The organism is Pseudomonas sp. B19125 (genome assembly GCF_044218855.1).
Taxonomy (GTDB): Bacteria; Pseudomonadota; Gammaproteobacteria; order Pseudomonadales; family Pseudomonadaceae; genus Aquipseudomonas; species Aquipseudomonas edaphica.
Genome location: NZ_CP162589.1, coordinates 3445388 through 3465202, shown reverse-complemented (window position 1 = coordinate 3465202; position 19815 = coordinate 3445388). Strand labels below are relative to the sequence as shown.

22 protein-coding genes are annotated in these 19815 nt (G+C 61.6%); 11 read left to right on the top strand and 11 right to left on the bottom strand.

The window, feature by feature from the left end:
- Nucleotides 1-62: 62 nt before the first annotated feature.
- Genes AB4P96_RS15720 through AB4P96_RS15710 form a run of 3 tightly spaced genes read left to right on the top strand, consistent with a single transcriptional unit; the run spans nucleotide 63 to nucleotide 2998 of the window.
- Nucleotides 63-908, top strand: a complete 846-nt coding sequence (locus AB4P96_RS15720; RefSeq protein WP_017138961.1) for an SDR family oxidoreductase — start codon at nucleotides 63-65, stop codon at nucleotides 906-908.
- Complete coding sequence (locus tag AB4P96_RS15715) at nucleotides 908-2032, top strand: phytanoyl-CoA dioxygenase family protein (RefSeq protein WP_099549638.1); 1125 nt, start codon at nucleotides 908-910, stop codon at nucleotides 2030-2032. Before AB4P96_RS15720 ends, AB4P96_RS15715 begins: the two co-directional genes overlap by 1 nt.
- 42 nt (nucleotides 2033-2074) lie before the next feature.
- Nucleotides 2075-2998 (top strand): sugar ABC transporter substrate-binding protein, encoded by a 924-nt coding sequence (locus tag AB4P96_RS15710; RefSeq protein ID WP_017138963.1) that lies wholly within the window; start codon nucleotides 2075-2077, stop codon nucleotides 2996-2998.
- Between the two features lie 91 nt (nucleotides 2999-3089).
- Here AB4P96_RS15710 and AB4P96_RS15705 read toward each other — a convergent pair whose 3' ends face one another.
- Together AB4P96_RS15705 and AB4P96_RS15700 are read right to left on the bottom strand one after the other, a co-directional pair.
- The gene (locus AB4P96_RS15705; RefSeq protein ID WP_099549637.1) at nucleotides 3090-3512 is read right to left on the bottom strand and encodes an MAPEG family protein; all 423 of its coding nucleotides are present in this window, start codon (nucleotides 3510-3512) and stop codon (nucleotides 3090-3092) included.
- Nucleotides 3505-3810: a DUF2834 domain-containing protein gene (locus AB4P96_RS15700; RefSeq protein ID WP_026013836.1), complete on the bottom strand. Its 306-nt coding sequence runs from the start codon at nucleotides 3808-3810 to the stop codon at nucleotides 3505-3507. Before AB4P96_RS15700 ends, AB4P96_RS15705 begins: the two co-directional genes overlap by 8 nt.
- An 83-nt stretch (nucleotides 3811-3893) precedes the next feature.
- Between AB4P96_RS15700 and AB4P96_RS15695 the strand changes: the two genes are divergently transcribed.
- Both AB4P96_RS15695 and AB4P96_RS15690 read left to right on the top strand, forming a co-directional pair.
- Nucleotides 3894-4676, top strand: a complete 783-nt coding sequence (locus AB4P96_RS15695) for a helix-turn-helix domain-containing protein (protein WP_395599754.1) — start codon at nucleotides 3894-3896, stop codon at nucleotides 4674-4676.
- Between the two features lie 55 nt (nucleotides 4677-4731).
- A complete protein-coding gene (locus AB4P96_RS15690) occupies nucleotides 4732-6432 on the top strand; it encodes an amidase (protein WP_395599753.1) in 1701 nt (566 codons plus the stop codon).
- 154 nt (nucleotides 6433-6586) lie between these two features.
- Here the strand turns inward: AB4P96_RS15690 and AB4P96_RS15685 are convergent, their stop codons facing one another.
- Genes AB4P96_RS15685 through AB4P96_RS15675 form a run of 3 tightly spaced genes read right to left on the bottom strand, consistent with a single transcriptional unit; the run spans nucleotide 6587 to nucleotide 8017 of the window.
- Nucleotides 6587-7324 (bottom strand): CPBP family intramembrane glutamic endopeptidase, encoded by a 738-nt coding sequence (locus AB4P96_RS15685; protein ID WP_395600983.1) that lies wholly within the window; start codon nucleotides 7322-7324, stop codon nucleotides 6587-6589.
- A 7-nt stretch (nucleotides 7325-7331) separates the two neighbouring features.
- A complete protein-coding gene (locus AB4P96_RS15680) occupies nucleotides 7332-7802 on the bottom strand; it encodes a RidA family protein (protein WP_176992126.1) in 471 nt (156 codons plus the stop codon).
- Entirely contained in the window at nucleotides 7799-8017 is a 219-nt protein-coding gene (locus AB4P96_RS15675; protein WP_099549633.1) for a DUF6434 domain-containing protein, read from the bottom strand. Before AB4P96_RS15675 ends, AB4P96_RS15680 begins: the two co-directional genes overlap by 4 nt.
- Before the next feature lie 257 nt (nucleotides 8018-8274).
- Between AB4P96_RS15675 and AB4P96_RS15670 the strand changes: the two genes are divergently transcribed.
- On the top strand, nucleotides 8275-8706 hold the full coding sequence (locus AB4P96_RS15670) for a nuclear transport factor 2 family protein (RefSeq protein WP_017138971.1): 432 nt from the start codon (nucleotides 8275-8277) through the stop codon (nucleotides 8704-8706).
- A 16-nt stretch (nucleotides 8707-8722) separates the two neighbouring features.
- Here the strand turns inward: AB4P96_RS15670 and AB4P96_RS15665 are convergent, their stop codons facing one another.
- Entirely contained in the window at nucleotides 8723-10048 is a 1326-nt protein-coding gene (locus tag AB4P96_RS15665) for a PLP-dependent aminotransferase family protein (RefSeq protein ID WP_395599752.1), read from the bottom strand.
- A gap of 88 nt (nucleotides 10049-10136) precedes the next feature.
- Here AB4P96_RS15665 and AB4P96_RS15660 point away from each other — a divergent pair, with 88 nt between their 5' ends.
- A complete protein-coding gene (locus AB4P96_RS15660) occupies nucleotides 10137-11027 on the top strand; it encodes a DMT family transporter (RefSeq protein ID WP_099549630.1) in 891 nt (296 codons plus the stop codon).
- Here the strand turns inward: AB4P96_RS15660 and AB4P96_RS15655 are convergent.
- On the bottom strand, nucleotides 11024-11581 hold the full coding sequence (locus AB4P96_RS15655; protein WP_395599751.1) for a YceI family protein: 558 nt from the start codon (nucleotides 11579-11581) through the stop codon (nucleotides 11024-11026). The genes AB4P96_RS15660 and AB4P96_RS15655 overlap by 4 nt on opposite strands.
- 136 nt (nucleotides 11582-11717) lie before the next feature.
- On the opposite strand from AB4P96_RS15655, the gene AB4P96_RS15650 reads away from it, so the two are divergent.
- The 3 genes from AB4P96_RS15650 (at nucleotide 11718) to AB4P96_RS15640 (ending at nucleotide 13816) form a co-directional block, all read left to right on the top strand.
- Entirely contained in the window at nucleotides 11718-12212 is a 495-nt protein-coding gene (locus AB4P96_RS15650) for a PaaI family thioesterase (RefSeq protein ID WP_065931619.1), read from the top strand.
- A gap of 44 nt (nucleotides 12213-12256) precedes the next feature.
- Complete coding sequence (yghX, locus tag AB4P96_RS15645) at nucleotides 12257-13144, top strand: YghX family hydrolase (RefSeq protein WP_017138976.1); 888 nt, start codon at nucleotides 12257-12259, stop codon at nucleotides 13142-13144.
- Nucleotides 13145-13522: 378 nt separating this feature from the next.
- Entirely contained in the window at nucleotides 13523-13816 is a 294-nt protein-coding gene (locus AB4P96_RS15640) for a DUF6124 family protein (RefSeq protein ID WP_240792816.1), read from the top strand.
- A 187-nt stretch (nucleotides 13817-14003) separates the two neighbouring features.
- Here AB4P96_RS15640 and AB4P96_RS15635 read toward each other — a convergent pair whose 3' ends face one another.
- A complete protein-coding gene (locus AB4P96_RS15635) occupies nucleotides 14004-15188 on the bottom strand; it encodes a DUF2252 domain-containing protein (RefSeq protein ID WP_026013734.1) in 1185 nt (394 codons plus the stop codon).
- A gap of 74 nt (nucleotides 15189-15262) precedes the next feature.
- A complete protein-coding gene (locus AB4P96_RS15630) occupies nucleotides 15263-16141 on the bottom strand; it encodes a LysR family transcriptional regulator (RefSeq protein ID WP_395599750.1) in 879 nt (292 codons plus the stop codon).
- 131 nt (nucleotides 16142-16272) lie between these two features.
- Between AB4P96_RS15630 and ampC the strand changes: the two genes are divergently transcribed.
- The gene (ampC, locus tag AB4P96_RS15625; protein ID WP_138453627.1) at nucleotides 16273-17415 is read left to right on the top strand and encodes a class C beta-lactamase; all 1143 of its coding nucleotides are present in this window, start codon (nucleotides 16273-16275) and stop codon (nucleotides 17413-17415) included.
- A 348-nt stretch (nucleotides 17416-17763) separates the two neighbouring features.
- Here the strand turns inward: ampC and dctM are convergent, their stop codons facing one another.
- The gene (gene dctM / locus AB4P96_RS15620) at nucleotides 17764-19044 is read right to left on the bottom strand and encodes a C4-dicarboxylate TRAP transporter large permease protein DctM (RefSeq protein ID WP_017137472.1); all 1281 of its coding nucleotides are present in this window, start codon (nucleotides 19042-19044) and stop codon (nucleotides 17764-17766) included.
- Nucleotides 19044-19676, bottom strand: coding sequence for a TRAP transporter small permease (locus AB4P96_RS15615; RefSeq protein WP_017137473.1), 633 nt, complete (start codon nucleotides 19674-19676; stop codon nucleotides 19044-19046). The genes dctM and AB4P96_RS15615 overlap by 1 nt, the downstream gene beginning before the upstream one ends.
- Nucleotides 19677-19815: the final 139 nt, after the last annotated feature.

Genomic DNA, 19815 nt, shown 5'->3' with positions numbered 1-19815 from the left:
GTCTCAGTTTTGCCCGGCGTCGAGCCGGGTCGATAAAACAACAACAATTTCAGGAGAACCGCATGCCTCACACCGATCTCGCCAGCGCATTCAACGGCCAATATTTTGTTGTCACCGGCAGCACTCAGGGGCTGGGCGCTGCCGTGGCACATACCCTGGCGCAGCGTGGCGCTGCCGGGCTGATCGTCTGCGGGCGCCGCCGCGCCGAGGGCGAAGAGCAGGTCCGGCAACTGGCACAGCTCGATTGCCAGGCATTTTTTGTCGAGGCCGACCTGGAAAACGTCGAGGATTGCCGTGCGATCATCGACGCAGCACGCACCCACTTCGGCACCTTGCACGGGCTGGTGAACTGCGCCGGCATGTCGGATCGCGGCACTATTCTCGACACCTCGCCCGAGCTGTTTGACCGGCTGTTTGCGGTGAACGTGCGGGCGCCGTTTTTTCTGATGCAGGAAGCACTCAAGCTGATGATCAGCACCGGCGTGGAAGGCGCGGTGGTGAATATCCAGAGCATCACCGGGCATGGCGGGCAATCGTTTTTGAGCGCCTATGCGGCGTCCAAGGGCGCGCTGGCGATTTTGACCAAGAACGTGGCGTTCAGCGCATTGCGTAATCGCATCCGCGTGAATGGCCTGAATATCGGCTGGATGGACACGCCTCACGAGGATCAGATCCAGCGCCAATACCACGGCGCGCAGGACGGCTGGCTGGCCGAGGCCGAGCGCGCGCAGCCGTTCGGGCGGCTGCTCAAGCCCGAAGAAGTGGCGCAAAGCGTGGCGTTTTTGCTCTCGCGTGAAGCCGGGATGATGACCGGCTCGGTGATCGACCTGGAGCAAGGCGTGGTCGGCTGCACCGACAGCGGCAGCCCGCAACCGCACCAGGCGCTGAGCCTGCCGGGAGGTGTGTGATGTCGGCGTTCGTGACCGGCGCGGCGGTGCGCCTGGCGGATTTCAGCCGTATTTGCGCCCAACGGACCAACGCCGAGGACTACCCGCTGTGTGCCGAGGTGGTGAGCAATGTGCCGATCTATCAGGCCGGCACTTTACGCAACAGCGAGCGCTTGCGCGTCATGGATGAGCTGCATCACCTGTTCCGCGACGGGCCTGGGGTGATGGTGGTGCGCCAGGCCTATGAAGACCTGGCGGTGGTCGATCGCCATAGCCAGGTATTCGAGGCGATCTTTGCCCATGAGGCTGCGCAAGGCGTGGCCGCCGACCATTTTGCCCAGGCCGGCAGCAACGGGCGCATCTGGAATTCGCTGCAGAAAGCCGCGCTGCAGTCGCCGGAATCGTTTGCCGAGTACTACGCCAACCCGCTGCTCGGTTTGATCGCCGAAGCGTGGCTGGGGCCGAGCTTTCAGATGACCGCGCAAGTGAACGTGGTCCACCCTGGCGGGCAGGCGCAACAGCCGCACCGTGACTATCACCTGGGCTTTCAGACCACTGAGGTGGTTGAACGCTTTCCGCTGCCGCTGCATCTGTTGTCGCAATACCTGACGCTGCAAGGCGCGGTGGCCCATTCGGATATGCCGCTGGAAAGCGGGCCGACCCAACTGCTGCCCTTCTCCCAGCAATACCCGCTGGGTTACCTGGCCTGGCGCTGCGCAGAGTTTATCGACTACTTCCAGCAGCACGCCGTGCAATTGCCGCTGAACAAGGGCGACCTGCTGTTCTTCAACCCGGCGCTGTTCCACGCGGCGGGTACCAACCGCACGACCCACCACCGGCGTATGGCCAACCTGCTGCAAATCTCGTCGGCGTTCGGCAAGCCCATGGAAGCCCTCGACCGCGACCGCATGATGCTCGCGGTGTACCCGGTGTTGCTGGCCAACCCTGCGTTGAATGCCGAAGCGGTGATCGCCTGTACGGCCGACGGTTATGCCTTCCCCACCAACCTCGACACCGACCCGCCCTTGCACGGGCTCGCCCCGCAAACCGGGCAGCAATTAATGCAACAAGCCCTTGACGAACGCTGGCCCTATTCAGACTTCGCCGCTGCCGTGGCGCAACTGCGGGCCAAGCGCCAGGCGTGAATCCCACTGCTTTTACAACAACAAAAAGAACGGAGCATAACCATGAAGAAGCAACTCCTCGCAGCACTGCTGACCCTCGCTGTTACGCCCTGGGCCTGGGCGGATATACGTATCGGCGTGAGCATCGCCCAGGTCGACGATGTGTTCCTCGCACAGATGCGTGACTACATGGCGGCCCACGCCAAGGAGCTACCCGGCGTGACCCTGCAATTTGAAGACGCCCAGGGCGATGTGGTGCGCCAACTCAATCAGGTGCAGAACTTTACCGCCCAGGGCATGGACGCGATTATCGTCAACGCGGTGGACACGGCGGCCACGCAGAAAATGACCGTCAATGCCCAGCAGGCCAAGATCCCGCTGGTGTACGTCAACCGCCGCCCGGAGTTCCAGGACGTGCCGCCGGGCGTGGGTTATGTTGGCTCGGATGAGATCAAGGCCGGGGAAATCCAGATGCGCTACCTGGCAGAGAAAATGGGCGGCAAGGGCAACCTAGCGATTATGCTCGGGCTGTTGTCCAACAACGCCACGCACAACCGCACGCTGGGGGTGAAGACGGTGCTCAAGGATTACCCGGACATCAAGATTGTCGAGGAGCAAAGCGCCGAATGGCAGCGCGGCAAGGCGATTGACCTGATGAGCAACTGGATTGTGTCCGGACGCAAAATCGATGCCGTGGCGGCGAATGCCGATGAAATGGCGATTGGCGCCGCCATGGCGATCAGCCAGGCGGGCATGCAACCGGGCAAGGATATCCTGGTGGCCGGCAGCGATGGCGGCGCAGCGGGGCTGGACGCGGTGAAGAAGGGCCAGTTGCTGGTGACGGTGTATCAGGACAACAAAGGCCAGGCCGTCGGCTCGATTGATCTGGCGGTGAAGATGGTCAAGAAGGAACCCTATGTGGCTGAGCTGACCATTCCTTATCAGCAGATCACCAAAGACAATTACCAGGCGTTTCTGAACCCTTAATCCCTTGCCTATGGCCAGGTTTTCTTGTGGCGAGCGGGCTTGTTGTGGCGAGCGGGCTTGCCACAATAAGTTTGCTCAGCCAGGGGGGATTTCATCTCAGCCTCAAGACCACCAGGGCACCGAGCCCGAAGAGGCAGGCCACGCCCACTGCATAGGCCAGCGTGCGCCAGGGTTGCAGCCCTGCCAGATACGTCACCGTGTGCGCCAATCGGGCCAGGGTAAACAGGCCAAAGAGCCAACCCGTGACACCCTGGGAACTCCCCAGCGCCACACATAATCCGCCCAACACAAAAAACAGCGGGATGTTTTCCAGGTCATTGGCCCACGCCCTTTGCGCCCTCACGACGTGCGGCAATTCTTGTGGCTGCGCCATGCGGCTGAAGAACGCCGCATCTTCAAGGTTGGTGAACGCCCGCCGCCGAATCCGCCAAAAACCCTGATAGCAGGAAATCGCAAACATTTTCAGGCACAGCACCAGCACACAGCCTGCGTAGATAGCCAGCAGGTCATTCATCGCGCAACCCATTGACGACGATATAAAGCAACGGCCCCACCGAAACAAACACCGCCGTCAGCGCAAAATACGGCAGCACAGACACGACTGACCGCCCGCGCCCGCGCGCATCCCGATACATCCACACACACGCCAGCACCGCCATCAGGTACAGGTCGATCACCACCTGCGCGGTGTCCGGCCGCGACATTAATTGGCGCCCGAAGGCCAGCAGTGATTGCTCGGCGGTGAGCATCGTCACCAGTGTATAGAGTGAAAATCCAACTAACCCGACCAGGGCAATAGAGGGTCTGTGCATGGTCTCGTCCTTGAAGTGAATGAAGCTCACGATAGTGATAAGGTCTTGGCCCTCGCAATGACCTCACAGGTTATGAACCCGCCATGGACACTACTGCCGGCGACCAACTGCGCCAACTGCGTCGCCACGCCAAGCTGAGCCAGCTGGACCTGGCGCTGATCACCGGCGTTTCGCAACGCCACCTCAGTTACATCGAAACCGGCCGCGCCAAGCCGAGCCCGGGCACGTTGCACAATTTACTGACCGCGCTGGATGTGCCGCTTGAGCAGTGCAATCGCGTGTTCCTCGCCGCCGGCTACGCGCCACGCTACACCGCCACCCCGCTCGCCTCACCGGCCATGGCCGCGATTCGCGAAGCCGTCAGCCATGTGTTGCACGCCAACAACCCGGCCCCGGCGATTCTGCTGGACAGCCAATGGCAAGTGCTGGCGGCGAATGCGAGTACCGGCGTCCTGTTTGAATTGTTGGGGCTTGAACCGGATGCGGCAGACGGGCTGAACCTGCTGACCACGCTGCTGCAAACCGGCGGCTTTGGCGACCACCTGATCAACGCCGAAGAGATCCGCACGCTTGCCTGGCAACGCGCCAGCCGGGAGGCGTTGGGCAATCCTGAATTGGCGGTTTTATTAGCCAGCCTGCCGACGCCCACCCACACCGAACCACCCGGCCACATGCCGCCCTTGGCGCTGACGCGCATCCGCTCACCCCAGGGCGAGCTGAGCTTTCTGTCGACCTTCACCACGTTCGGCATGCCCCAGGACATCACCCTCACGTCGCTGCGTATCGAGCATCTGATTCCGGCTGACGAGCCGACGTGGCAAGTCATGCGCGCCGCCTATGCGGAGCATGCCGCGCTGGTTTTGTGAAATATCTGTCCGTAGACTGCCGCCATACCTCCCACTTGAAGGCGGCGAAAAAAACGTGATGCAAGTTACCGAAGTCTCCATTGCCCAACTGCGCGCGGCGCTTGAAACCGGCCAGACCACTGCCGTTGAACTGGTAAACGCCTACCTGGCGCGGATCGATGCCTATGACGGCCCGCAGACCGCCACCGCGCTGAACGCCGTGGTGGTGCGCAACCCTGAAGCCCTCAAAGAAGCCGAGGCGTCCGATGCGCGCCGGGCCAGGGGTGAAACGTTGGGGCCATTGGACGGCATTCCCTATACCGCCAAGGACAGCTACCTGGTCAAGGGCCTAACGGCCGCATCCGGCAGCCCGGCCTTTGCCAAGCTGGTTGCGCAGCGCGACGCCTTCACCATCGAACGCCTGCGAGCGGGCGGCGCCATCTGCCTGGGCAAGACCAATATGCCGCCGATGGCCAATGGAGGGATGCAGCGGGGTGTGTATGGCCGTGCCGAAAGCCCTTACAACGCCGACTACCTGACTGCACCATTTGCCTCCGGTTCGTCCAACGGCGCGGGTACCGCCACGGCGGCAAGCTTCGCCGCCTTTGGTGTGGCTGAAGAAACCTGGTCGAGCGGGCGTGGCCCGGCGTCCAACAATGGTTTGTGCGCCTACACACCGTCCCGTGGGGTGATTTCGGTACGCGGCAACTGGCCGCTCACGCCGACCATGGACGTGGTGGTGCCCTATGCACGCACCATGGCCGACCTGCTGGAAGTGCTGGATGTGGTGGTCGCCGAAGACTCCGACACCCGTGGCGACCTGTGGCGCCTGCAGCCCTGGGTGCCAATCCCAAGCGTAGCGTCGGTGCGCCCCGCTTCCTACGCCGACTTGGCGGTAAGCAGCGAAGCCCTCGCCGGTAAACGTTTCGGCGTGCCGCGCATGTACATCAATGCCGACCCCGAGGCGGGCACCAGCGAAAAGCCCGGCATTGGCGGGCCGACCGGGCAGAAGATCAACACCCGCGCCAGCGTGATCGACCTGTGGGAAGCTGCACGCAAGGCGCTGCAAGCCGCCGGCGCCGAAGTGATCGAGGTGGATTTCCCGCTGGTGTCCAACTGCGAAGGCGATCGCCCTGGCGCGCCAACCGTGTTTACCCGTGGCTTGGTTTCCAGGGAATTCCTGCACGACGAATTGTGGGAACTGTCGGCCTGGGCTTTTGATGACTTTCTGCGCGCCAACAACGACCCGGCACTCAACCGCCTGGCGGATGTCGATGGGCCGAAAATCTTCCCGCACGACCCGGGCACCCTGCCCAACCGCGAAGATGACCTGGCCGCCGGCATGGACGAATACGTGCGCATGGCCGAGCGCGGCATCACGCCGTGGAACGAGATCAGCACGGTGCCGGACGGTTTGCGCGGCCTGGAGCAAACCCGGCGCATCGACCTGGAAGACTGGATGGACACGCTTGGGCTCGATGCGGTGCTGTTCCCGACCGTGGCCGATGTAGGCCCGGCAGATGCCGACGTGAACGAAGCCAGTGCCGACATCGCCTGGAGCAATGGCGTGTGGGTCGCTAACGGCAACCTCGCCATCCGCCACCTCGGCGTGCCCACCGTCACCGTGCCGATGGGCGTGATGGCCGACATCGGCATGCCCGTCGGCCTGACCTTTGCCGGTCGTGCTTACGATGATTCGGCACTGCTGAGCTTCGCCAGCGCGTATGAAGCCACCGGCAGCAAACGCCTGATCCCGCCGCGCACTCCGCCGCTGTAAAAATTGTGGGATCACTGATCGTTCCCACGCTCCGCGTGGGAACGCATTCTGTGACGCTCCGCGTCACGACTTCAAGAGCGGACGCAGAGCGTCCAGGGTTGCATTCCCACGCGGAGCGTGGGAACGATCAGGGCGATCAGGGTTGTGTTTAATATCAGGCCATGTAGGGCACGGCGATCAGCAGGATGGCGGTGCCGTGGGCGAGTGCGGCGGGCAGTACGCCGTAACGCATGCGCACCAGCGCACAGGCCAACCCTTCAAGCAGGGTGAACAGCAACACCGGCCAGCCCAGTTGGGTGACGCTTAAGGCCAGGAACGCATGGCAGGCTGCAAAGGCCACGCCGCTGATCAATGCAGCGCGCAGGGGTGAGACCTGTTGCTCCAGGTAACCCTGCAAAAAGCCGCGGAACAGCACCTCCTCCAACGCATTGGCGCCGTAGGCCAATACCACCATGCCCGGCAGCCACACCCAGTAGCCGTGGAGCTGGCTTGCGTCAATGCCTTGATAAACCCGCAACGGCACGCCGATCAAACAGCCGACGACGATGCCTGCCGCCATGCCAACCCACGGGTTGCCAAGGGTCCAACGCATCAACCGCCACAGCTCCGGTGCCAGGCGTGAGAGCAGCATGATCAGCAGCACCGACAGCCCGCCCAGCGCCGCCAGTACGAAGGCATTGCCACTGAATGCGATCTGCACATCGCGACTCACCGCCCACATGCCCAGCGGCGTCATCACATCGCGCATCAGCACAAACGCCGCCAGCAGAATCAGGATGCGCATCGCCACCTGCGCTCTCGGTGTCAACGCGAACCACGCACCAAACAGCAGCAGACCCGGCGCCAAGTGAACGGCGTAGTCGTTCAGTACCTCAAGCCCTTGGGTGATCATCGCCAGTTCAATCGTGTGCAACAGCGATCATGTCGATCTCGACGGCCGCCGATTTGGGCAACTGCATCACCCCCACCGACGTGCGCGTGTGCACACCGGCAGCGCCGAGGATTTCGTGGAACAGGTCCGACGCGGCGTTGGCCACTTCACTTTGCTGATCAAAGTCTTCTGCGCTGCGCACATACACGGTGATACGCACGAGGGTCTTGACCTGATCCAGCGAACCCAGCGCTTGCTTGAGCAACCCCAGGCAACGCAACGCGCTGATACTGGCGGCGATTTGCGCCTGGGCCAGGGTCAGGCTTTCACCGACCTTGCCCGGCAGCATGAGGGTGTCACCGACACGCGGAATCTGGCCGCTGATGTACAGTTGGTTGCCATCGCGCACCAACGGCGTGTAGTTGCCGCCGATTTTGAATTCCTCCAGCAGGTAGCCGATGCGTTCCTGGGCAGCCTGGTATTTTTCGTCGCGTGTCATGGGCGTGCGTCCTCGTTGCGGCGTTTCCACTCATCCACCACATCGCCCAAGGTTTTGGGCATGTCGTTGCGGATCCAGGCCATGAACGGCCGGTCGAACTTGAACGTCGGGCCGCAGTGTTCGAGCATGAAACGGCGAACGTTCTGGGTATTTTTGTAGTGTGGGGTCACGGGAGTGGCGCGGGTGATGGCGTCGCTGTGCCAGTCAAAATCCATGTTGTCTCTCGGGCGGCTTGTTATTTGCGCAGTAGCATAGCGACCGGCTTGTTGGGCTGGAAGCGACAAGGCGTGCCGCCCACACTTATTTGATGTGTTGGGACGTCGTACAAGAACTGGAATTCTTTATAACGTCATAAAGCCTAATCTTTTCGAGATATTTCAAAATTTCACTTTCCTTGCCCCCCGAAAATATTGCATGGTTGTACGACGACTTAAGTTGTCGTGTTCACCCCAACAACAATAAGGAAACACCCATGCCAAACGTCAAAGTGCTGATCGGTTTTCTGTGCCTGTTCACCGGCTACGTCGCAGCTGCGCCTGCCCCGGCCGAAAAGGATGTGGCTCAAGCGGTCGACCAACTGACCCAAGCCATGCTGCACCTGGACCTCAAGGCGCTGCACGCGCTGACGTCCGACAAGCTCACCTATGGCCACTCCAGCGGCAAGGTGCAGAACAAAGCGCAATTTATCGCTGACCTGGAAACCCACACCAGCGCGTTCAAAACCCTCGAAATGCAAAACCAGACCATCACCCTGGACGGCGACACCGCACTGGTGCGCAACCACTTTCACGCCCTGGCCGTGAACAGCGGCGTCGAAGTGCCGACCGATATCGACAACTTCCAGGTCTGGCAGAAGCAAAAAGGCAAATGGCTGCTGATCGGGCGTCAGGCTTACAAATACTGACGCCAAGCGGTGCGGCTCACCACCGCACCGCTTCCCGGACCTTCAGCAGCGCCTCACCCAGCGCGGCCATGCTCAACGAACCCAGCGCCAGGCGCAGCGCGTGCGGCACCGTGGCCGAGACCGCAAACGGCTCGGCGGTGGACACGGAAATCTGCTCGCGCTGCAAGGCCATGGCCACCTGATCGGCCCGCGCCTCGTCCCCCAGCGGCAACCACAAAAAATACGAAGACGGATGGCTGATGTAAGGCACGCCTTTGAGCACCTGCGCAGCCAAGGCTTGGCGTGCCCGTGCGTCCTGGCGCTTTTGTGCTTCGAGCTGCGCGACGGTGCCGTCCTCGATCCAGCCCACCGCAATCGCGCTCATCACACCGGGCACGTTCCAGGTGGTGGCCATGATCGTGCGCTCCAGTTTTTTCACCCACTCCAACGGCGCGGCGATAAACCCGACGCGCAAACCCGTGGCAACGCTTTTGGAAAGCCCGCCCACATACACCGTGCACTCAGGCGCCAATGTGGCCAGCGGCGGTGGCGCGTCTTCTGCCAGAAACGCATAGGCCGCGTCCTCAATGAGCATCAGATGGTGCTCACGCGCGATGGCAATCAGTTGCACGCGTTGCGCAAGGCTCATCACCCACCCCAACGGGTTATGCAGGGTTGGAATGCTGTACACCGCACGCACCGGGCGCCTGCGGCACAGCGCGTGCAGGAACGCCAGATCCGGGCCGCTGGCGGTCACCGGAATGGCGACGATTTCCAGGTGCAGGGTTTCGGCCAACACCTTGAAGCCTGAATAGGTCAGCGCATCCACGGCAATTACATCCCCAGGCTTGAGCAACGCCATCATCGTCACCGCCAGGCCGTGCTGGGCGCCGCTGACCATCAGCACCTGCTCCGCCTCAACCGCCAGGCCTCGGCTCAATAGATGCCGTGCCACGGCAGCGCGCTCATGCAGACGACCGGCATGCGGCTGGTAACGCAACAGCGCTTCCAGGTCGCCCGACAGCGCCAATTGGCGCAGAGCGGTGCGCAGCAGGTCTGCCTGACCGGGCAGTGAGGGGTAATTGAAATTCAGGTCGAGCATGCCGGTGGCCACATTCATCTGCCCACTGCCCTGCCCTGGCGGCAACGCGATTTCCCGCACAAAGGTGCCGCGCCCGGTTTCGCCGCTGACCAGGCCCATGGCTTCAAGCTCGGTGTACACCCGGCTCGCGGTGACCAACGCCAGGCCATGTTCAGCCGCCAATTGCCGGTGCGTGGGCAGACGTGTACCGGGCGCCAGTGCGCCGCTGCGGATGTCTTGGGCAAAGGTGTCGACCAGCGACTTGTAGCGGGCGCGCGGCATAGGCGGTGTATCCATGACAATTTTTTGATTGTCTTAATCCTGGCCCCTAGGATGGTGTTTACGCAACCACCTAGTTCGAGCCCTCATCATGGAACGCACCTCAAGCCTCACTGCGCCGCACACCAGCACCCAAGGCTGGATCAACGGGTTTATCGGCGTGGTGATCTTCAGCGGTTCACTGCCAGCCACGCGCCTGGCGGTGATGGAGTTCAACCCGGTGTTTCTGACCATGATCCGCGCCGCCATCGCCGCCGTGCTCGGCGTGCTGTTGTTGTGGTTGTTCAGGGAAAAACGCCCTGCACGCCACCAATGGGGGCCGCTGGTGATCGTCGCCCTGGGTGTGGTGATCGGTTTTCCACTGCTCACGGCACTGGCGCTGCAATACGTGACCTCGGCGCACTCCATCGTGTTCATTGGCCTGCTGCCGCTGGCCACTGCAGTGTTTGGTGTACTGCGTGGCGGCGAGCGGCCGCGCCCGGTGTTCTGGGTGTTTTCGATTCTCGGCAGCCTGCTGGTGATGGGCTACGCCGTTGCCCAAGGCTTGAGCGCCGCGCCGGCCGGTGACCTGCTGATGCTGTTGGCCGTATTGGTGTGCGGCCTGGGATACGCCGAAGGCGCCACGTTGTCGCGCAGCCTGGGCGGCTGGCAGGTGATCTGCTGGGCGCTGGTGGTGTCGTTGCCGGTGGTGGCGCCGTTGAGCGTGATGCTGGCGCCGGCAACCCTCACGGGCATCAGCCTGCCGGCGTGGCTGAGCCTGGGCTATGTGTCGCTATTCAGCATGCTGATCGGCTTTGTGTTCTGGTATCGCGGCCTGGCCCAGGGGGGCATCGCTGCGGTCGGCCAGTTGCAGTTGCTGCAACCGTTTTTCGGCCTGGCGCTGGCGGCGAGCCTGCTGCATGAGCAGGTCAGCCTGGGCATGGTGCTGGTGACGGTTGCGGTGATCGGCTGTGTGGCCGGGGCCAAGAAGTTTGCCCGTTAGCGCTGCGGCGCAACCATCTTGAATTTGATGTTGATGTCATTGGACACCACGCTGTTGCCCGCCCATTCACCCTCACCAATCTTGAAGTCGCTGCGCTTGAGGATGAACGCCCCGTCAAACACGCCGATGCCGCTTTGCTCCTTGAGCTGCACCTCAATATCCACCGGCCGCGTGATGCCCCTGATCGTCAGGTTACCGGTGATCTTGTAGCGGTTATCGCCCAGCGCCGTGGCGCCATTGGACTCATACACGCCCACAGGATAGGTCGCGGTGTCGAACCACGCCGGTTGCTGCAATTGGGTATTGGCGTCCTGGCTGCCGGCGTCGATGCTGGCGAGCTGGATCTTGAGCAACGCATGCGCCGCCTCAGGCTTTTGCGTGTCGAAGGTCAGAGTGCCTTCAAAGTCACTGAAGGTGCCATACACCCGCTGCCCGAATTGCTGGAAGGTAAAACTGATCTGGCTGGCGGTGCGGTTGACGTCTTTGTATTCCACGGCCTGCGCGTTGCCGAGAAACACACCAAGGAGCACCGCCAGGCTTACAAACAGGGGCATTCGACACTTCATGCAACACTCCGCAAGATAAATGAACAGATGTGCTGAGCTAACACGCCATGCCATGGTTTTATTCCCTTTCGCAGCGTGCCCTGCTAAACAGAGTAGTCGCCAAAAGAAACAATAAGGACTTTGCATGCACACCCCTTCCCTGCAGGACATCACCGCGCCCGAAGGCATCTGCTACGGCTGCGGCGGCAGCAACCCCCATGGCCTGCACATCAAAAGCCGTTGGGATGCCGATGGTATCCATGTGATCGCCGAGCACCTGCCCGAAGCTCAATACAGCGGCTGGCCGGACCTGGTCTACGGCGGCCTGATCGCCATGCTGGTCGACTGCCACTCCAACTGGACGGCCATGGCCTACCACTACCGCAACGAACTGCGCGAGCCCGGCAGCCTGCCGCGCATCGACTGCGTGACCGGTAACCTGGGGATCAAATTCATCAAGCCCACACCCATGGGCGTCACGCTGACCCTGCGCGCGCGGGTTGAAGGCGACGTGGGGCGTAAAAGCCGCGTGGTCTGCGAGGTGTACGCCGGTGACGTGCTCACCGCCCTCGGCGACTCGGTGTTCGTGCGCGTCGATACCCGGCAACTGTCGGATTCCGCCCATGGCCGCGAACGTTGATCCTGGTCTACAGTGATGACCACCGCTAATCGAGGACTGCTCCGATGACTCGTCTCACCGCGAAAGACTTCGCCCCCGAACTGCTGGAACTCTACGACGGCTACGCCCACGGCAAGCTCAACCGCCGCGAATTTCTCGACCGCGCCGCGCTGTTCACCTTCGGCGGCCTCACCGCCTCGGCCCTGCTGGCAGCCCTGAGCCCCAACTACGCGCTGGCCGAACAAGTCAAATTCACTGACCCAGACATCGTCGCCGACTACATCACCTACCCCTCGCCCAAAGGCAACGGCACCGTGCGCGGCTACCTCGTACGCCCGGCCAAGGCCAGCGGCAAACTGCCCGCCGTGGTGGTGGTGCACGAAAACCGAGGCCTTAACCCCTACATCGAAGACGTCGCCCGGCGCCTGGCCAAAGCCGGCTTCATCGCCCTGGCACCCGACGGCCTCACCTCCGTGGGCGGCTACCCCGGCAACGATGAAAAAGGCGTGGAACTGCAACAAAAAGTCGACCCCACCAAACTCATGAACGACTTCTTCGCCGCCATCGAATGGCTGATGCACCACGACAGCAGCACCGGCAAAGTCGGGATTACCGGCTTCTGTTATGGCGGCGGCGTGACCAATGCGGCGGCGGTGGCTTATCCAGAACTCGGCGCAGCGGTGTCGTTTTACGGCAGGCAGCCAGAAGCGAAGGACGTGCCACGCATCAAGGCGCCGATCATGCTGCACTATGGCGAGTTGGACACGCGAATCAACGAGGGTTGGCCGGCGTATGAACAGGCGTTGAAGGCCGCAGGCACCACCTATGAGGCGTTTATTTATAAGGGCGCCAATCATGGCTTTCATAATGATTCGACGCCGAGATATGACGAGGCAGCGGCGAATCTGGCGTGGGAGCGCACGTTGGGCTGGTTCCGCAAATACCTGGTCTGAACACGTTCAGAACTGTGGCAGCTAACTTCTTGTGGCGAGCGGGCTTGCCCCGCGTTGGGGCGCGAAGCGGCCCTGACACCTCACGACGCGATACATCTGGAAAACCGCGTTGACTCCCCTGGGGCTGCTGCGCAGCCCAACGCGGGGCAAGCCCGCTCGCCACAACACCCCGCCTCTCAGCTTTGATCGGTGTTGCCTGATCGACATGCAGTGTTAAAGGCCAGCAATCCATATCCCTTAACCTTGCAGGAAGCTTCCTAAGCAGCCCTTCGGCCTTGCGCCTGCGCATGCCACTGGCTAGCCTGTGCTCTGTCGCTGCCTATCAGCGAACAGGTGTGGAAACCTGAAACAAGTAGGCCCCTTATCAGGAGCTTATGCATGAGCAATACAACGCGCTTCACCCCCAGCCGCGAAATATTTGAACGCGCCCTGAGCCACTACCTGCAACCCACCTCACCGCAGCCCTTTACAGTGCATCACGACCTCAGCTTCGAAGACGCCCTCGCCCAACTCTGCGACCTGCTGCGCTGCGCAGCCGCCACCGCTGCCGACACCACCCAAGGCCTGACAGGCGATCAACGCCACATGGCCGGCGCCACCGAACACCTGATCGACATGGCCCAAACCCTGGCCGACCGTGCGCTGGAGTGCCTGCAACCCAAAACCTGCTGACACACCACAAACCAACTGTGGGAGCTGGCTTGCCTGCGAAGGCGGTGTGTCAGTGGCGAGTTAATTGGCTGACACACCGTTATCAAATAAAAAAGAATAGAAAAATAGGCGGCGCACCACGTTTAATGCTGAGCAATAGCCGAGTTTTATTAACGCCATAAACAGCCACACCGCTCATGCGCCGCTTCTAGTGCTCCAACGCATACCGCCGACAATGGTTGAGATACCCCTGCTCATGGCTGCCCACCAACTGCACCACGCTGGTCCATAACCACGACGGCGCATCCAGCTGTTTGGAGCGGTTTTCCTGCAACACCGCCATCCACTCCTTGCGCGTATCGCGGTCCATCTGGCGGGCATGGGCGATGCCGACCACGCGGGCCAGGTAACCGGCGGCGTGCATGGCGTCGATCTCGCTTAGCTCATCGAGTTCCAGCTTCATGTCTTGAGGCAGCAGTTCACGGATGAAGAAACCGTGATCGAGAAAACGTGTGGCCAGCATGCGCTCGCCCAGGCCCGGTGACAGCTGGCGGGCGCCTTCCACCACACGCCGGCCATTGTCGCGTGGCATCTTCGCGCGTGCCGCCCGGGGCGCGGCGGCGCCGACGGCTTCCTTGATGTCGATCAGGCAATATTCCTGGTCGTCCTTGTCGCCCACGCCCAACAAGGCTGCATAACGCAGCAAGCCGAGGGAGCTGCAGCCTTTGACCCAATAGGCCGAATCGAGCAATTGGACCTTGGCGTCTTTGGGCCGGCCTTTGAGCGAGGTCACCAACTGGTGGATTTCATCCGAGGCGCAAACACTTTGCAGCGCGCTCTTTTCCGCCCGTGATAATGACCAGAAGTGTTTGCCCAACGGAATAGTAGGCCGGGCATTTTCAATGCGTTCACGCGCCAGGTTTTTCCAGGTGCGTTCCACCGCGCTGCGCATGCCGGCCTTGACTTGGGACGGACGCGGCGGCGCTTCATCGGGCTTGTCTTTGAAGGCTTGTTCGTAGCCCACCATCATTTCTTCCAGCATGCGTGCGGTGGTCACGCCCGGCAGGTCCGAGCCGCGTGCGGCGGTGGCCAACGACAGCGCCAGGCGCACCAGGTCATGGGCCGGGTTGCCGATCACGGTTTGGTCGAGGTCGCGGATATGCATGTCGATACGGCCCTTGGTATCACCCGTGGGGCCAAGGTTGCCCGCGTGGCAATCGCCGCAGATCCAGATCGCCGGGCCATGGGGCAAGCGGCGGCCGGGCTGGCTGTGCAGCCACTCGTAAAACTGCACCGTGCTGCCGCGCACATAAGCATGGGCCGAGCGCGCCATCTTCAGGTTGCGCAGTTGGATGAGGTGGGGCATGCGGGCAGAGGGGCGCGGAATTTTCATGGAAGCACTCGGTACGGGGTACGGTAGAGGCTGGCCCGTCACAAATGTTTCATTTTGCTTCAAGAATAAAAACTTCAAGCCTGGGCGGTGTGCGCTTTCAACCAGCCTTTGAACGCGGCCATGGCCGAGGTTTCGGCCCGCGACTGCAAGCGCGTCAGCCAATAACTGCCGGTGCTGATGCGCACGCTGAACGGCTGGCGAATCACATCACTCTCCAGTTGCCGTGAGAACATCATCGCCGGCGCCAAGGCCACGCCGATGCCCTGCTGCGCGGCCTCCATCATCGCCAGGGACGAGTCGAACACGATGCTGCGCGGCACCGGCGTGTCGGCCGGCAGCCCGGCGGCCTGGAACCACAGGTTCCATTCATCGGCGCGGTAAGAGCGCAATAAGGTGTGCTTGAGCACGTCGTCCGGCGTGTGCAATTGCTCGGCAATCTGCGGCACGCACAGCACGGTCAACGGCGCTTCAAGCAACTGGCAGGCGTCGGTGCCATGCCAGGCGCCAGCGCCGAAGCGGATCGCGTAGTCGAGGCCCTCGGCGGCGACGTCAACACGATTGTTGTGGGTCGACAGGCGCAGGTCGATAAACGGGTAGCGGCTTTGAAAGTCCGGCAAGCGCGGCAGCAACCAGCCGACGGCGAAGGTGCCCACCGCCCCGACTGTGAGCACTTCACGGTAATGGCCACCTTCGAACTGGCCTAAGGTAAGGGCAATCCGGTCGAAAGAGTCGCGCACGACCGGCAGCAGTGTTTCGCCTTCGCGGGTCAGCATCAGGCCGCGTGGCAGGCGCTTGAACAAGGTGACGTTCAACTGCGCCTCCAGGCTTTTGACCTGATGACTGACTGCCGCCTGGGTCACGCACAGCTCGATGGCCGCTCGGGTGAAGCTCAAATGCCGGGCGGAAGCTTCGAATGCGCGCAACGCATTGAGCGGTAAATGGGAGCGCAGCATGCATGACCCTAAATTAACTAATGGCTGATGCGAGATATCATCGTTTGCCCGCCGAACAAAATCCACCTAGATTTGCCCCGCCTGCGCAGGCCTTGATCGTCAGCACATCTTTTACATGGAAGCGAACCCGCATGAATCACACCTTACAAAAAATTCTGTTCAGCGCCCTGTTAATAGGCTCCGGTAGCTGCATGGCCGCCACCGACCTGCGCACGGTAGTCGATGCCAGCGTTGCGCCGCTGATGCAGCAACAAGGGATTCCCGGCCTGTCGGTCGCGGTGGTTAACCAAGGCAAGGTTCAATACTTTAACTACGGTGTTGCATCAAGGGAAACCAAACAGGCCGTTAACCAAGACACCCTGTTTGAAATCGGATCGATCAGCAAAACCTTTACCGCCACCCTCGGCGGCTACGCCCAGGCTACCGGTAAGCTCCAGCTCTCGGATACCGCCAGCCAGCACCTGCCAGCCCTGGCCGGTGGCGTATTCGATCACATCAGCCTGCTGCAACTGGCGACCTACACACCGGGTGGCCTGCCGTTGCAGTTTCCCGACGCGGCCGACAACGCCGGTGCCATGCTCGGTTATTTCCAGCACTGGAAACCCGCGTATGCGCCGGGCGAACAGCGTTTGTATTCCAACCCCAGCATCGGCTTGTTTGGCTACCTCGCGGCGCAAAGCCTGGGGCAGCCGTTTAACGTTGCCATGGAGAAAACCTTGCTGCCCAAGCTGGGCCTGACCAACACCCACGTCAGCGTGCCGGCGAGCAAAACCGCTCAATATGCGCAAGGCTATGACAAAAATCTGAAACCCATTCGCGTCAGCCCCGGCGCCCTGGACAGCGAAGCCTACGGTATCAAGACCAGCACCCAGGACCTCGCGCGCTATGTGATTGCCAACCTGCACCCCGAGACCCTGGAAAAACCGCTGCAACAAGCGATCTCCACCACTCACGCGGGTTACTACACCGTCAATGGCATGACCCAGGGTCTGGGCTGGGAACGCTACCCCTACCCGATCAAGCTGCAGGCCTTGCTGGAGGGCAACTCGACCGAAATGGCGATGCAGCCGCACAAGGTCAATTGGCTGACGCCGGCGCAGGCACAACCGGCCAACGTGCTGTACAACAAAACCGGCTCCACCGGCGGTTTTGGCGCGTATGTGGCTTACGTACCGAGCAAGGACATGGGTGTGGTGATTCTGGCTAACCGCAATTACCCGAATGCCGAACGGGTGAAGCTGGCTTATGCGATCTTGGGCGCGATGGACCACTAAGACCTGACAAAAACCAAAGGTGGGAGCTGGCTTGCCTGCGATGGCGGTATATCAGTCACCGAATTGGCTGACTGAACCACCGCTATCTCAGCATAGGTATCTACACAACTGCCGGTTAAAACAAAGCCTGCGGTACGCCGCTTGTTGTGGCGAGCAGGCTTGCCCTGCGTTGGGCTGCGCAGCAGCCCCCAGCAAGGGCACTGAAATTCTTTCTGAAAGAACTCAGCGCCTGGTTTTGGGGCTGCTGCGCAGCCCAACGCAGGGCAAGCCTGCTCGCCACAGGGGAACGGGGTGCCTTCGAACGTATGGCTATCGCAGGCAAGCCAGCTCCCACATTTTCAGACCGTGTTACATGCCCAGCCAGTGCGGCAGCGCCAGCGAGATAAACGGCAAGTACGTGACCATTATCAAAAACACCAGCAGGATCATCAGCCACGGCAATGCCGCGCGAATCGTCTGCCCGAGGGTCAACCCGGTCACCGCCGAGGTCACAAACAGGTTCAACCCTACCGGTGGGTGCACCAGGCCGATTTCCATGTTGACCACCATCACAATCCCCAGGTGAATCGGGTCAATCCCCAGCTTCATGGCAATCGGGAAGAAGATCGGCGCCAGGATCAGCACAATCGCGGAAGGCTCCATAAAGCTGCCGGCCACCAGCAACACCACGTTGACCATGATCAAAAAGCCAATCGGCGTCAGGCCTTCGGAGATCACCCAGGCGGTGATTTCCTGCGGGATCTGTTCGGTGGTCAGTACATGGGCAAAGAGCATGGCGTTGGCGATGATAAACATCAGCATGATCGCCAGGCGCCCGGACTCCAGCAGCACCTTGGGGCAATCGCGCAGCTTCATGTCCTTGTACACAAACAGCGCGACAAACGCCGAATACACCGCCGCCACGGCCGCCGCTTCCGTCGGCGTGAACATGCCGCTGTAGATGCCGCCGAGGATGATCACCAGCAACAGCAAGCCCCAGAACGCGCGACGTGCGCAGGTCAGCCACTCGCGGAAGGTCGCACGTGGCTGCGCCGGCAGCTTCTTGATGCGCGCGACGATGTAGATCGCGACCATCAGCATCAGGCCCAGCAGCAACCCTGGAATCACACCGGCCATGAACAGCTTGCCCACCGAGGTTTCGGTGGCTGCCGAGTACACCACCATCACAATCGACGGCGGGATCAGGATGCCCAGGGTGCCGGCGTTGCAGATGATCCCGGCGCCGAACTCCTTCGGGTAACCCGAGCGCACCATCCCCGCCACGGCAATCGAGCCCACTGCCGCCACCGTCGCCGGCGATGACCCGGACAGCGCCGCAAACAGCATGCACGCCAGCACCGCCGCAATCGCCAGGCCGCCTCGGATATGCCCGACACAGGCGTTGGCGAAGTCGATCAGCCGTTGCGCCACACCGCCGGTGGTCATGAACGCACCGGACAGCAGGAAGAATGGAATCGCCAGGAAGGTGTAGGCGTCGGAGGTTTCGAACAGCTTGATGGCCAGCGAACTCACCGAGTCCTGGCTGAACATCAGGATCGACACCGCGCCGGACAGCCCCAGGGAAATCGCGATCGGCACGCCGAGGAACATGAACACGAACAACAGCAAAAACAGACAGAGCACGGCCATCAGTGACGCTCCTCATGGCTGCCGGCCAGCTTACTGGCCTCCCCGGCCTCGTCGGCCAGCCCCAACCCGACCTGACGGTGGGTAAAGATGCGGTAGAAAATTTCCAGGTAGCGGATAAACACCAGGGCAAAACCGATGGGCACGATGATCACGATATCGCCCACGTCCACGCCGTATTGGTCGAGGTCTTCGGCGCCGATCTGCGCGGTCATCACCGCACTCACCCACTTGTAGCTGGCGACCATGAACAGCCCGGCATAGGCCAGGCAACACAGGCACGCGAGCATGCCGAGCAGGCGTTGCACCGGGCGTTTGGTCAGCTTGACCAGCGCATCTACGCCAAGGTGGCCGGCGGTGCGCACGCCGTAGGAGATGCCGAAGAAAATCAGCCAGCCGAACATGGCCTTGGTCAGCGCCACGCTCCAGGTCATGTCCTGGGCCCAGGTCATGGTGTGGTCGCCCAAGGCACCGAAAAAGCTGCTGCTCCATGCCCACTTGTCAGACAGAGCAAAAAACAGGGTGTAGATGTTGTTGAGCATGACGTAGACGAATGTCACCAGGGTCATGGCGGCCAGCAGGAAGGCGATAAACCCTTCCTCCAGGTGCTCCCAGACGCGCCTTAGCGTTTGCATGGCAAAACCTCGCGAAGCGGGAATGATGTCGGGGTGGAAAGCGGAACAAACTGTGGAAGCGGACCTCTGTGGGAGCCGGGCTTGCCCGCGATGGGATCAACTTGGCGCTACAGATACACCGAGTTGCCTGCATCGCAGG